Annotated in this window: 14 protein-coding genes; 9 read left to right on the plus strand and 5 right to left on the minus strand. The window is 55.0% G+C overall.

The features are described from left to right. Positions 1–77 precede the first annotated feature (77 nt). The gene (pncB, locus tag IE156_RS03680) at positions 78–1,253 is read right to left on the minus strand and encodes a nicotinate phosphoribosyltransferase (protein WP_189391105.1); all 1,176 of its coding nucleotides are present in this window, start codon (positions 1,251–1,253) and stop codon (positions 78–80) included. Between the two features lie 240 nt (positions 1,254–1,493). On the opposite strand from pncB, the gene fdxA reads away from it, so the two are divergent. The 6 genes from fdxA to IE156_RS03710 all read left to right on the plus strand — a co-directional run bounded on the left by fdxA (position 1,494) and on the right by IE156_RS03710 (position 6,479). Beyond that, positions 1,494–1,817, plus strand: coding sequence for a ferredoxin FdxA (gene fdxA / locus IE156_RS03685; protein ID WP_153230656.1), 324 nt, complete (start codon positions 1,494–1,496; stop codon positions 1,815–1,817). Between the two features lie 213 nt (positions 1,818–2,030). Next, a complete protein-coding gene (locus IE156_RS03690) occupies positions 2,031–3,254 on the plus strand; it encodes a polyhydroxyalkanoate depolymerase (RefSeq protein WP_189391106.1) in 1,224 nt (407 codons plus the stop codon). 51 nt (positions 3,255–3,305) lie between these two features. Then, positions 3,306–3,947: an RnfABCDGE type electron transport complex subunit B gene (locus IE156_RS03695; protein WP_189391107.1), complete on the plus strand. Its 642-nt coding sequence runs from the start codon at positions 3,306–3,308 to the stop codon at positions 3,945–3,947. Next, complete coding sequence (nth, locus tag IE156_RS03700) at positions 3,944–4,582, plus strand: endonuclease III (protein WP_189391108.1); 639 nt, start codon at positions 3,944–3,946, stop codon at positions 4,580–4,582. Before IE156_RS03695 ends, nth begins: the two co-directional genes overlap by 4 nt. 245 nt (positions 4,583–4,827) lie before the next feature. Further along, positions 4,828–5,541, plus strand: coding sequence for an ABC transporter ATP-binding protein (locus tag IE156_RS03705; protein WP_189391109.1), 714 nt, complete (start codon positions 4,828–4,830; stop codon positions 5,539–5,541). Between the two features lie 296 nt (positions 5,542–5,837). Continuing rightward, positions 5,838–6,479, plus strand: a complete 642-nt coding sequence (locus IE156_RS03710; RefSeq protein WP_189391110.1) for an OmpW/AlkL family protein — start codon at positions 5,838–5,840, stop codon at positions 6,477–6,479. On the opposite strand, the gene IE156_RS03715 is transcribed toward IE156_RS03710, so the two are convergent. The 4 genes from IE156_RS03715 to IE156_RS03730 all read right to left on the minus strand — a co-directional run bounded on the left by IE156_RS03715 (position 6,476) and on the right by IE156_RS03730 (position 11,437). Further along, the gene (locus IE156_RS03715) at positions 6,476–7,258 is read right to left on the minus strand and encodes an ABC transporter ATP-binding protein (protein ID WP_189391111.1); all 783 of its coding nucleotides are present in this window, start codon (positions 7,256–7,258) and stop codon (positions 6,476–6,478) included. The genes IE156_RS03710 and IE156_RS03715 overlap by 4 nt on opposite strands. Next, positions 7,255–9,087 (minus strand): branched-chain amino acid ABC transporter ATP-binding protein/permease, encoded by a 1,833-nt coding sequence (locus tag IE156_RS03720; protein ID WP_189391112.1) that lies wholly within the window; start codon positions 9,085–9,087, stop codon positions 7,255–7,257. Before IE156_RS03720 ends, IE156_RS03715 begins: the two co-directional genes overlap by 4 nt. Before the next feature lie 5 nt (positions 9,088–9,092). Continuing rightward, on the minus strand, positions 9,093–10,130 hold the full coding sequence (locus tag IE156_RS03725; RefSeq protein ID WP_189391113.1) for a branched-chain amino acid ABC transporter permease: 1,038 nt from the start codon (positions 10,128–10,130) through the stop codon (positions 9,093–9,095). A gap of 137 nt (positions 10,131–10,267) precedes the next feature. Next, positions 10,268–11,437, minus strand: a complete 1,170-nt coding sequence (locus IE156_RS03730; RefSeq protein WP_189391114.1) for an ABC transporter substrate-binding protein — start codon at positions 11,435–11,437, stop codon at positions 10,268–10,270. A gap of 329 nt (positions 11,438–11,766) precedes the next feature. On the opposite strand from IE156_RS03730, the gene msrB reads away from it, so the two are divergent. Genes msrB through IE156_RS03745 form a run of 3 tightly spaced genes read left to right on the plus strand, consistent with a single transcriptional unit; the run spans position 11,767 to position 12,996 of the window. Next, positions 11,767–12,162, plus strand: a complete 396-nt coding sequence (gene msrB / locus IE156_RS03735) for a peptide-methionine (R)-S-oxide reductase MsrB (RefSeq protein WP_189391115.1) — start codon at positions 11,767–11,769, stop codon at positions 12,160–12,162. After that, complete coding sequence (locus IE156_RS03740) at positions 12,159–12,725, plus strand: septation protein A (RefSeq protein WP_189391116.1); 567 nt, start codon at positions 12,159–12,161, stop codon at positions 12,723–12,725. The genes msrB and IE156_RS03740 overlap by 4 nt, the downstream gene beginning before the upstream one ends. A 7-nt stretch (positions 12,726–12,732) precedes the next feature. Beyond that, positions 12,733–12,996 carry a BolA family protein gene (locus tag IE156_RS03745; RefSeq protein ID WP_189391117.1) on the plus strand — a complete coding sequence of 88 codons (264 nt, stop codon included), beginning with the start codon at positions 12,733–12,735 and terminating at the stop codon, positions 12,994–12,996. The last annotated feature ends 5 nt before the right edge of the window (positions 12,997–13,001 follow it).

A 13,001-nucleotide genomic window follows, 5' to 3' on the forward strand; every position in this document is an offset into this window, starting at 1 on the left:
TACGATGCCTTTACCTCCCCCACCCAACTACCATTTGCCTCAACCAGCAAGGCAATCGAGAAAGGGGAACCCAATATCTACGCTGGCGGTAACTGGAAAACCTGCCGCAAATACGCCAGATACGCCGGATCATCACACATGGTCTTTTCCGGGGCATCCGACACTTTGGCCACAGGCTGACCATTACAGCGCACCATTTTCATGACGATCTGCAAAGGCTCATGGCCCAGATCATTGGTCAGATTGGTGCCAATTCCAAAGGACACTTTGCAACGACCAGCAAAGCGTAAAGCCAGTTCAATCGCTTTAGGAATCGTCAGGCCGTCGGAGAACACCAAAGTTTTGGTGCGCGGGTCGGTACGGTTGGCCTGATAGTGAGCCAGCAAACGCTCACCCCAGATGAAAGGATCACCGGAATCGTGACGCGCGCCGTCAAACAGCTTGCAGAAGTACATATCGAAATCGCGCAGGAAGGCATCCATGCCATAGACATCCGACAAGGCAATACCCAAGTCACCGCGGTATTCTTTGGCCCAGACCTCCAGAGCGAAAATCTGCGAATCCCGTAAACGGGGACCCAGCGCCTGACACGCCTGCAGATACTCATGGCCCATGGTGCCCAACGGCGTTACCCCATATTTCATGGCCAGCCAGACATTGCTGGTGCCTGCAAAATGCGGCTTCATCTGATCGATCATGGTGGTGACCACTTCTTCGTGCCACTGCTTGGAAAAACGGCGGCGCGTGCCGTAATCAGCTACCCGAAAATCGCTCAAGGCCGGGTCATCCACCACCAGCCGCATTTTGGACTGCAGGCGCTCGCGCCCTTCTGTCCACGGTGGTTGCGGACGTTCGTTACGGAAGTAGACCTCGTTCACAATGGCCAGCACGGGAATCTCGAACAAGATCGTATGCAGCCAGGGGCCCTGTACCAAAATCTCGATTTCGCCAGGCTTATCGCCCGCCTGCACTTGAATGCAGCGCTCGGGCAAATGGAACAGCCCCAGGAAATCGACGAAGTCACTTTTGATAAAGCGTAGACTACGCAAATAATCCAGTTCTTCGTCTGAAAAACGCAACTGGCACAAGGCATGGATTTCTGCCCGAATTTCGTCCAGATACTGGCTCAAATTGATGTTGGCAGTACGGCATTTATAGCGATACTCCACATGCGCGGCGGGGAAATGATGCAAAACAACCTGCATCATGGAAAACTTGTACAGATCCGTATCAAGCAAAGAGGTGATGATCATCGCAAACCTACCGATTTTGATTGCGCAACCATAGCACGCGCGTCAGTTCTTGCGAACCGCTATCTAGCAAGAGAGCTATTGCGCCATCTCAATAAGCAAGAAGCTGAATATTCGTTAAAATCGTAAGATTCGATTTAAATCCCATTTTTATCGTTCAGGCCCTGTGCGTTGTCGCGCACCCGCCCACGGCCCTTTTGCCGTGGCTAAACGCCTTAGCGATACCGCAGGAGTGTTACTGAAATGACCCACGTCGTCACCGAAAACTGTATCAAGTGCAAATTCACCGATTGTGTGGATGTGTGCCCCGTTGACTGTTTTCGTGAAGGCCCGAACTTTCTGGTGATTGACCCGGACGAATGCATCGATTGCGCCGTCTGTATTCCCGAATGCCCGGCCAATGCCATTTTTGCCGAAGAAGACGTCCCGCAGGATCAAGTCCCCTTCATCGAGCTGAACGCAGAACTGACCCCTATCTTTGGCAGCATCAACCGCTCCAAAAAACCGCTGGAAGATGCCGACGACTGGAACGGTGTGGAGAACAAACTACAGTACCTGGAGCGCTAAACACGTAGCCCGCCCTGTGCAAGCCTTGCCGGGTGGCTGCAATCTTATTCAGCCACTCTTGCGCCCAATCTCGCCTTTTGATAAAAAAACTTGCCGCACTGCAGCAAGGGAAAATCCCAAGTCCAGAGAAACTGCAAACGTCGTATTGTTTCCCACAGGAAATAAGCATATGCATTTCTCTGTATCAAATTAGGCAACACCAAGGCGCACACTATGCTTTACGATCTGCACGAACTTCAGCGGTCCTTTCTGGCTCCGCTGGCGGCCTTTACCGGCACCAGCTCTCAATGGTTCTCCAACCCCTACAGTCCACTGGCCTATACCCCCCTGTCGCGCCAACTGGCGGCGGCCTCTGAACTGGTCCACCGTATCGGCAAAGAGTACGAAAAGCCGGCTTGGGGCCTGAACGAAACCCAGATTGACGGGCAAACCGTGCCCGTGCGCGAGACCGTGCATCTGAGCAAACCCTTCTGCAGGCTGATCCACTTTGAGCGAGATCACCCCAAAGCAGATCAGGACCCCATCATCTTGCTGGTCGCCCCCTTATCCGGACACCACGCGACTTTGTTGCGCGAAACTGTCCGCACCTTGCTGCCCGATCACTCCGTGTACGTGACGGACTGGATTGATGCTCGCATGGTGCCCCGCTCCGCAGGCCCCTTCCATCTGGATGATTACGTACTGTATGTGCAGGAATTCATCCAGACCCTGGGCTCGAATGTCCATGTGATGTCGGTCTGTCAGCCCACCGTGCCGGTTTTGGCAGCGGTCTCGCTGATGGCGACTCGCCGCTCACCTGTCATGCCGCGCAGCATGATCATGATGGGTGGCCCTATCGATACCCGTCAGTCTCCTACCGAAGTCAACCGTTTGGCCACCACCAAGTCCTATTCCTGGTTTGAAAACAATCTGATTCACCGCGTGCCTACCAAGTACCCTGGTGCCCACCGTCGCGTGTATCCCGGCTTTTTGCAGCACGCCGGTTTTGTAGCCATGAATCCGGACCGCCATGTCAGCTCGCACTACGATTTTTATCAGCACTTGATCAAGGGTGATGACGACGACGCGCAGGCACATCGTCGTTTCTACGATGAATACAATGCCGTGCTGGATATGCCGGCCGAGTTCTATCTGGACACTATCCGCATTGTGTTCCAGGAGCATCGCCTGCCTAAAGGTCAGTGGCATGTCCATGGCGAACAGGTCCGCCCCCAAGATATTGATGGGGTAGCCTTGTTCACGATTGAAGGCGAGCTGGACGATATTTCTGGTCAAGGTCAGACGCATTCGGCTCAAGGACTGTGTGCAAAAATCGCGCCTGAACTGAAGCAGGAATTCACCGCGCCCAACTGTGGTCATTACGGGATTTTCTCCGGAAGCCGTTGGCGCACCCTGATCTGTCCTAAAATCAAAGACTTCATCCGTCAGCACAACTGATTTTGGCTTTCGCCGCTTCTGACGGGGCCAAATGGCCCCGTCTTTGTATTCATGTCCGACACCTTAATACGGCGCATTGACGCCCTGCTCCCTCAAACCCAGTGCACGCGCTGTGGTTATGACGCCTGTTTACCCTATGCACAAGCTATCGCTCTTGAAGGCGAGGCGATCAACCGCTGCCCGCCCGGCGGGCAGGAAGGCGTCCAGGCTTTGGCCGAACTGCTGGAGCGCGACCCCCTACCCCTGGACCCCGCCTGTGGTGAATTCACCGGTCCCAGCCGTGCGGTGATTATTGAAGAGCACTGTATAGGCTGCACCCTGTGTATTCAGGCCTGTCCGGTCGATGCCATTGTTGGCGCCAACAAGCTGATGCACACCGTGCTGGCCGACCGTTGCACAGGCTGTGAGCTCTGTGTGCCGCCTTGTCCGGTGGATTGCATCAGTCTGGTGCCTACCGACGACTGGAATAGCGCGCAAGCCGAGCAGGCTCGTCAGGACACCGAACAGCGCCGTGACCGCCTGCTAGGCCGACACAAAGAAAGCTCGGATCTGGCCGCTCGTACCCTGGCCAATAAACCCGTCCTGGCCACCAATGCCGATCAGGCCGATAAACGTGAGGCTTCGATTGCCTCTGCCCTGGCCCGCGCTCGTGCCCGACGCGCCAGCAAGACCGCAAGCGGAACCACACCATGAACGCTGCCAAGCGCTACGAAATTTTCAGCCGTTTCCAAGCGGCCAACCCCAAACCGACCACCGAACTCGAATACGCCGATACCTTTCAATTGCTGATTGCAGTGATTCTGTCGGCGCAAGCCACAGACCGGTCCGTGAACCTGGCCACCGCCCGTTTCTTCCCGGAGCAGGGCACGCCCGAAGGCATTCTGGCCATGGGTGAAGAAGGTCTGCGCGAAGCGATCAAGACAATTGGTCTCTATAAAACTAAAGCCGCCAATGTCATCAAGACCTGTCGAATCTTGCTGGAGCAGCATCAAGGCCAGGTCCCCTGTGACCGCGCCGCTTTGGAAGCCCTTCCAGGCGTAGGTCGCAAAACAGCGAATGTGGTGTTGAACACCGCCTTTGGCCTGCCCACTATTGCTGTGGACACGCATATTTTTCGTGTCTCCAACCGTACCGGAATTGCACCGGGCAAAAACGTGGTCGAAGTAGAAAAAAAACTGGAACGGGTAATTCCCAAACCCTTTTTGCTGGACGCGCACCACTGGTTGATCTTGCATGGCCGCTATATCTGTGTGGCCCGTAAACCCAAGTGCCCGCAATGCGGTATCTCGGATTTGTGTGACTTCAAACCCAAAACCGTTAACACTTAAGTAACACATAACCGGTTTAACAACATTTGTTTACTAAACAGCGTATTAAACCAGACCATCCTATGACAAACCCGCATAGTTTTGCTTCATCGGCGCTTCCATACTGAAACGCATGAAGGACTCTGCCTAGAGTTTGCTGGCGATGGGTGTCAACGCAATCCAGGACGAAAGATACGTAGTGACATTCTTCGTCAAACCACCACGCTCCAGGCCCATATTGAAGACTCACGACAAGGAGCGTTCTCATGACACGGGCTGCCCTGGATATTGAGAATTTATACGCCTGGCACCGAGAGTTTCCGCTCTTGCGCGGTTTGAATTTACAAGTTGCCCAAGGTGAAGTTTGCACCGTCCTGAGCCGTAACCGGGCTGGCCGCAGCGCAATGCTACGTGCCATGGTGGGATTAACCGATAGCCGTCGTGGCTCCATACGCATTCAAGGCACCGAAGCCATCCATCTAAACCAGCATCAATTATCTGATCTGGGAGTGGGCTACAGTCCTTACGAACAAAGTATCTTTACCGGCCTGAGCTGCGAGGAGAACCTGCTGCTCCCCCCTGCCATCGGCACGACCTTGGGCGGTGGCATGTCTCTGGTACAAATCTACGAGCTTTTGCCCAGCTTGGAGCAACGTCGCCACCATATGGCGGCCCAGCTCTCCACGGGCGAACAAAAAGTCCTGGCTATTGCCCGTTTGCTGCGTACCGGCGTGAATCTACTCTTATTGGATAAGGTGTCAGAAGGTTTGGCGCCGATTCAGGCACAGGCACTGGCCAAGCTGATCTGCTCTTTGCGCAGCGAAGGCTACACCATTGTGCTGGCGGAGCAATGCCCGCAATTCTCCGCAGAGTTCAGCGATCACTTCCATGTTCTGGAGCAAGGGCAGATTGTGGAACGCTTTAGCGGTAGCGAACTGGGCCATAAACACGAAGCGCTACACGCACTCCTGGGCGTCTGAGCGCATCACATTAAGGCCCTTAACCCCTCCCCGCCGGGAACCTGGCACTAAGCCCTGAGAGACTCTGCTATACAGCGCGCAATTGACCCGCCAAGTCCTGGAGGCTTCTATTTTTGGGCTGTTACCAAGTGATGCTAAAAAAAGACAGTGGGGTCAAATCAGGCTGCAATGAATCTTGCCTACTTGATCTACAACAAGGTCAGGCGGCCAACTACTTCTGAAGCTTGCTTTGGATCAAGTCCAGCGCAGCCCCCCTCATGCACTCTGTAGGCTTTACACATCCCTACGGAGCTACTATGAAAACCCGCCACTTGTTACCCGGTCTGCACCTGTCCTTGCTCGCAGTCGGGCTGGCAGCTGTCTTGTATGCCCCCCAAGGCCAAACACACGAAGCGGGTGATTTCTTGCTCAAAGCCGGTGTGACCTGGGTGGCTCCCAAATCCAATAATGGCTCGGTCGCCAACGGCACCGTGGATCTGGACGTGGGCAATAATGCACGCCCCAGCTTCTCGCTGACCTATATGGCAACCCGCAACATTGGCGTGGAACTGCTGGGTGCATTCCCCTTCCAGCACAATATTGACAGCAATCTGGGCCGTATCGGCAAGACCAAACACTTGCCCCCTACCCTGAGCCTGCAATATCACTTCTTGCCTGATAGCGACTTCCAACCCTATGTGGGCGTGGGCGTGAACTACACCATGTTCTTTGACACCGAATCGCGTGGTGCACTGGCTGGCTCCGACCTGAAGCTGAAAAACAGCTGGGGTTTTGCAGCCCAGGTCGGCGTAGATTACAAGCTGGACAAGAACTGGTTCCTGAATGCCGATGTACGCTACATCAGCATCCGCCCAGACGTGAAGCTGAACGGCCAGTCCATTGGCAAAGCCAAGCTGGACCCCGTGGTTGCCACCATCGGGATCGGCTACCGCTTCTAAGCGTTCGCCTCTTCCTGCTCGCGTTTGCCCTGCCCCAAGCCCAGATAGCTTTCTATCACTCGGGGATTATGGGCCAGGTCAGACGCAGGGCCTTGCAACACCACATCGCCCGTCTCCAGTACATAGCCATAGTCAGCCACTTGCAAAGCGGCACGAGCATTTTGCTCGACCAGCAAGATGGCCACACCGGTACTGCGCAGCCGGGCGATGATCATGAAGATCTCCCGCACCACACGCGGCGCTAGACCCAGGCTGGGTTCATCCAGCATCAGTACTTTGGGTTGCGCCATCAAGGCACGGCCCACGGCCAGCATCTGCCGCTCCCCACCCGATAATGTCCCGGCCAACTGCGTACGACGCTCTTTCAGGCGTGGAAACAGGGTGTAGACCTTGTCCATGGTGTCGCGCCAGCCTGGATGACGAGCGCGATACAGGCGGAAACCACCTAACAACAAATTGTCTTCAACCGTCATGCTGCCAAACAGCTCACGACGCTCCGGCACCAGGGAGATGCCAGCCGCCACACGGCGTTCCACTTCCCAGTGGCTGATCTCCTGGCCTTCGTACTGTACCGAGCCCGTGCTGCGACCCACGCTGGGCAAAGAGCCCATCATGGCGTTAAGCAAGGTGGATTTACCGGCGCCATTGGCACCAATAACGGTCACGATGCTGCCGGCGCGTACGTCCAGGCTGGCACCCATTACGGCACTGACTTTGCCGTATTGAGCCGCCAGATTATCCACCTTCAAAATAATATCGTTCGATTGTGCTGAACTCATAACGCTGCTCCTGCCGAGGCGGGCTCATTGACCTGATCCAGATCCAGGTCGTCATCAATACCACCCAGGTAGGCTTCCAGCACAGCTGGATTTTCCTGAATTTCCTTGGGCAAACCTTCGGCCAGCTTGGTGCCAAAATCCATGACAACCAGCTTGTCCGTCAAATTCATGACAAAGTCCATGTCATGCTCGACCAGCAAAATACTCATGCCTTCGCTACGCAGCTGATCCAGCACTTTGGCCAGTTCCTGCTTCTCTTTGTAGCGCAGACCCGCAGCCGGTTCATCCAGCAGCAGGAGCAGAGGGTCGGATGCCAGAGCACGGGCAATTTCCAAAATACGCTGCTGGCCCAAAGCCAGATTGCCGGCCTCTTCGTACAGGTAGTCACCCAAGCCCACACGCTGCAACTGAACCGCCGCTTCATGCAGCAGCTCTGCTTCACTGCGGCGCTCGGTGTGCAATACCGCCGACACCACACCGACCTTACGACGCAAGTGAGCGCCTAGCGCCACGTTCTCCAGAACGGTCATCGTCGGCAAGAGTTGCACATGCTGAAAAGTCCGACCGACACCCAAGCGTGAAATTTCACGCGCAGGCTGACCATCAATACGCTTGCCCAGAAAACTGACCTGACCGCTGGTTGCCGACAAAACGCCGGTAATCAGGTTGAAGGTCGTGCTTTTGCCCGCACCGTTAGGACCGATCAACCCCATGATTTGACCTGCATTCAAGGTGAAGCTGATGTCATTCACGGCAACCAGACCACCAAACTCTTTGCGGATCTTGTTTACTTCCAGGACCAGCGAACCGGCCTCGGGACGCTCACGCTGAGGCAAGGGTTCTGCCTGGGGTGGCGCAGCCTGATTGCGCTTTGCTGCACCGAAGACCTGCTCCCAGGCCTTGTGCAAGATCGGCCACAGACCATCGCGGGCGTACTGCAAAATCAAGACCATCAAGATGCCGAATACGATCAGCTCGAAGTTGATATCGGTATTGAGCAGCTTGGGCAACCAGTTCTGCAACTGATCCTTCAGGCTCAGCACCAAGGCCGAACCCAATACCGCTCCCCACACACTGCCTGCTCCGCCCAAGACAGCCATAAACAGGTATTCAATACCGTAGTTCAGGCCAAAGGGGCTGGGTGACACAGCGCGTTGGTAGTGGGCGTATAGCCAACCCGACACACAAGCCAGCAAGGCAGCGTAGACAAAGACAATGACCTTGTAATTGGCCATATTCACGCCAAAGGACTCCGCCATGCCGCTGCCATGTTTCAAGGCACGAATCGCACGGCCAGGACGGGAGTTCAGCAAGTTACGCGTCCCCCACATGGCCAGCAAAGCAAATGCCCAGATCAGGTAGTAAATATTCCGGCCCGAGGCCAGGGAAATACCAAAGAACTCCAAAGGAGCAATACCGGAAATACCGTCGTACTGGCCCAAGAACTCCAGGTTGCCGAACAAGTAGTACAGAGCCAGGCCCCATGCCAATGTACACAGAGGCAAGAAATGGCCGGACAACCGCAGCGTGATCGCCCCCAGCAGGTAGGCCACCATCATGGTGATCGCCACCCCAATCAGCAGATTGAACCAGGGCGACCAGCCCAGGCGGGCAGTCAGATACGCCGTGGTGTAGGCACCCAGGCCCACAAAAGCCGCTTGACCAAAGGAAGTCAGACCACCCACCCCGGTCAACAAAACCAGGCCCAGAACGACCAGGCTGGTCAAACCAATATAGTTAAGCTGGGTAATCCAGAACTCGGGCGTTGCGCCCAGTTGAGGCAAGACCAATAGAACAGCAATAAACAGTAGCGTCAGCAAGTGTCTCATGTGATTTACTCCTCATCATCCACGTGCTTGCTACCGAAGGAGCGCCACAACAACACCGGTATCACCATGGTAAATACAATGACTTCTTTATAGGCACTGGCCCAGAAAGACGAAAACGCCTCCAGAACACCCAGGAACAAGGCTCCGAACAGGGTAGCGGGGTAACTGATCAGACCGCCAAAAATCGCCGCCACAAAGCCTTTAAGGCCAATCAGAAAGCCCGTGTCGTAGTAGATGGTCGTTACAGGGGCGATCAGCATGCCGGACAAGGCACCAATGGCTGCAGCCAGGGTGAAGGTCAGGGAGCCGGACATATTCGTGCTGATACCCACCAGACGGGCACCACGACGGTTCACGGCTGTGGCACGCAAAGCGCGACCATAGAGGGTCTTACCGAAAAAGCCCCACAAAGCCAGAATCAGCAGCACGCAGGCGCCCATTACAAAGAAGGTTTGTGCGGACCAGCTCACTGCGCCCAAAGAAATCTCACCTTCCATGAAGGGGGGCGTACGCCAGCCTTCCGGACCAAAAAACACCAGACCCAGACCGGTCAGCGCAAAGTGCACCGCTACCGAAGTAATCAGCAGCACCAGCACACTGGCTTCGGCAATAGGCTGATACACCAGGCGATACACCATCGGACCCAGCGGGATCACGACAGCCAGGGAGAACAGCACGGCAACCCACAAGGGCAGCTGCGAGCTGACAATCGCCGGGGCAGCGAAGTATACGGCCACGGGGATCACGATATTGACCAGGAACTTGCGTGGCATACCCGCAAGACTACGACTGCGCCAGGCAGACAGCAGTTCCAGCAAGAACACCAGAGCACCGGCGATCAATAGCAAAATAACCGTTCCCGGCATACGACCATTGACCACAAAAGCCAGGGTCAAGGCGCCAAAGGTGACGAACTCACCTTGCGGGATAAAAATGACGCGGGTAACTAGGAAAACCAGAACCAGGGCGAGCCCGAGCAAGGCATAGATGGCGCCATTCAATATGCCATCCTGCAACAAAATTAAAGCAATGGTGGTATCCATGTCGGACAACATCCTGTACAACAAAAAGGGCAAAGGGCTTACGGTAACGCAGGCCTGTAGCGGGAACGGGTGCCAGGATCAGCCAGCACCCGCCTTGGAAAAAACCGGCTTTTGAGCCGGTTTTTGCCTGTCAGATATTACAGATCAGGCTGATACGTCCATTTACCGTCGACCACTTTCACAATGACGTGGGCACGTTTGTCCAGACCGGCATGGTCGGTTGGGGACATCGTGAACACACCTTGGGAAGCAGCCAGCTCCTTGGTCTGTTCCAGAGCGTCACGCAGGGCAGCGCGGAACTCAGGAGTACCGGGTTTGGCACCGGATTTCAGAGCGACTGGAATGGCTTCGGTCACGAGCAGACCAGCATCCCACATATGGCCACCGAAAGTATTGATGGAGCCTGCACCGTACTTGGCTTCATATTTTTCCTTGTAGTCCATGGCGGTCTTTTTCACCGAGCTGCTATCAGGCAGTTGTTCGGCAACCAGCAAAGGACCGGCTGGCAGGATCATGTCATTACAGTCTTTACCACACACGCGCAGCACGTCGCTGTTAGCGGCACCGTGTGTTTGGTAAATGATGCCCGCGTAGCCACGGCCTTTCAGTTCGCGCTGAGGCAAGGCAACAGGCGTACCGGAACCGGCGATCAGCACCGCATCAGGCTTGGTGCCAAGCAGCTTCAGAACCTGACCTGTCACGCTGGTGTCGTTACGGCCATAGCGCTCGGCGCCCAGCACTTTAATGCCTTTGGCTTCAGCCGCTTCGGTAATCACATTCAGCCAGCCATCACCGTAGGCATCGTTGTAACCAATAAAGCCCAGGGTTTTGACGTTTTGCTTGACCATGGCTTCAGCCAGGGCACCGGCCATCAACTGGTCATTCTGAGGGGTCTTGAACACCCAGGTACGAGCGCCTTCAACCGGATCAACAATCTTGGCGTTGGCGGCCACGCTGATCATAGGCGTTTTGGTTTCGCCAGCCACGTCCACCATGGCCAGGGAGCCTGGAGTCACGGAAGTACCGATCACCACGTCCACTTTGTCGTCAGTGATGAGCTTGCGCATATTGCGTACGGCAACCGTGGTATCGGTTGCATCGTCCAGCACGATGTATTCAATTTTCTGCCCGGCCACTTCGGTAGGCAGCAGGCTGACTGTATTGCGCTCAGGAATGCCCAGCGAGGCCGCCGGTCCTGTTGCCGCCACCGTCACACCCACTTTGATCTGCGCGGACACCGCCACGGGCAGGCACAAAGCCAGGGCTGCAGCCAATGTCGTCAGGCGCCCAGTAGAAATGCAGTTCATCCTTTTCTCCCAATATTTGTTCATTGTTGTGGACCGGATTTAGCGGTCAAAAATCGTAATACAGATAATCACCAGCACATACCAGAAACGTATCAAGTCACGCGGATTTCAGATATTGGTGTTTACCTTAAATATTAAAAGTTTAAATATTGCACTAACTAAAGTGATAGCTCACTAATTAAGTGCGCCCAACGAGCATTTTCCTGCTTAGGCCTCTATTACTGCCTGGCACTTTGGAACCCTCTGCTCCAAACGCACTCTAATTGTCGATTACTATGTAGGACTGCGCCTCCTGTAGGCATTGATCTGTTTTTCATAAGGCAGCACACGTGGAAAAAGTACGCAAAACCGAGGCCGAGTGGCGTGCCCAACTCAGCCCTGAAGAATTCTATGTCACCCGTCAAAAAGGCACGGAACGCCCTTTTACCGGCCGCTACTGGGACACCACAACTGCCGGAATTTATCGCTGTGTCGGTTGTGGGACGGCTCTGTTTGCCTCGGACACCAAATTTGATGCGGGTTGCGGCTGGCCCAGCTACTTCACCCCTCTGAACCCCGACAATGTGCGCGAAGAGCAGGATGTCAGCCACGGCATGCGCCGTACCGAAGTGCTGTGCAATGTCTGCGATGCCCATTTAGGCCACGTCTTTGAAGACGGCCCGCCCCCCACTGGGCTACGATATTGCATTAACTCCCTGTCGATGACCTTTGAACCTGAAGCATGAAGAAGCTCTTATTTGATCTATTCCCGCTCGTCCTGTTCTTTCTGGCGTTTCGCTTTTCCGATATCTATACGGCAACCGGTGTGGCCATGGCGGCCTCGGTCCTGCAGATACTCTGGTTAAAGCTCACCAGCAAAGTCATCGAGACCTCGCACTGGATCAATCTGGCGGTCATCGTCATTTTTGGCGGTGCGACCCTGTTCTTCCAAAACGATGTTTTCATTCGCTGGAAACCCACGGTGCTGTACTGGATCTTTGCCCTGGTGCTGCTGGGCGGACGCTACCTGATGCACCGCAACCTGATGCAAAAATTCATGGGCACCCATCTGGTGTTGCCCGGCCACGTCTGGGACAAATTAAACCTGGTCTGGGCCCTGTTTTTCATCATCACAGGTTTGGTCAATCTGTACGTTGCCTTTTCCGGCCACTTTACCGAATCCCAATGGGTCAACTTCAAGGCCTTCGGTCTGCTGGGTTTGATGCTGGTGTTTGTCGTTGCTCAATCCCTGTGGCTGGGCCGCTACCTGCAAGACTCTTCCGACAACTCCCATCCTCCCAAATCCTGATTTAGCCATGACAGACGCGCTTGCCTCCCTGATCCACGAACGACTCCAGGCACTGGAACCGTCAGAACTGGACATCATCAATGAATCCCATCTGCACGCTGGCCATGCCGGTGCACAAGGTGGCGCAAGCCACTTTCGAGTGATCATCACCTCGAAACAATTTGATGGAATTTCAACACTGGCACGACACAGACTTGTGTATGATCGCGTCCACGATCTAATGCCTTTCCCTATTCACGCATTGGCTATTCAAGCCAAACCCACCGCTTAAGGATG

The sequence above is a fragment of the Alcaligenes pakistanensis genome (assembly GCF_014652815.1).
GTDB classification, from domain to species: Bacteria; Pseudomonadota; Gammaproteobacteria; order Burkholderiales; family Burkholderiaceae_B; genus Alcaligenes; species Alcaligenes pakistanensis.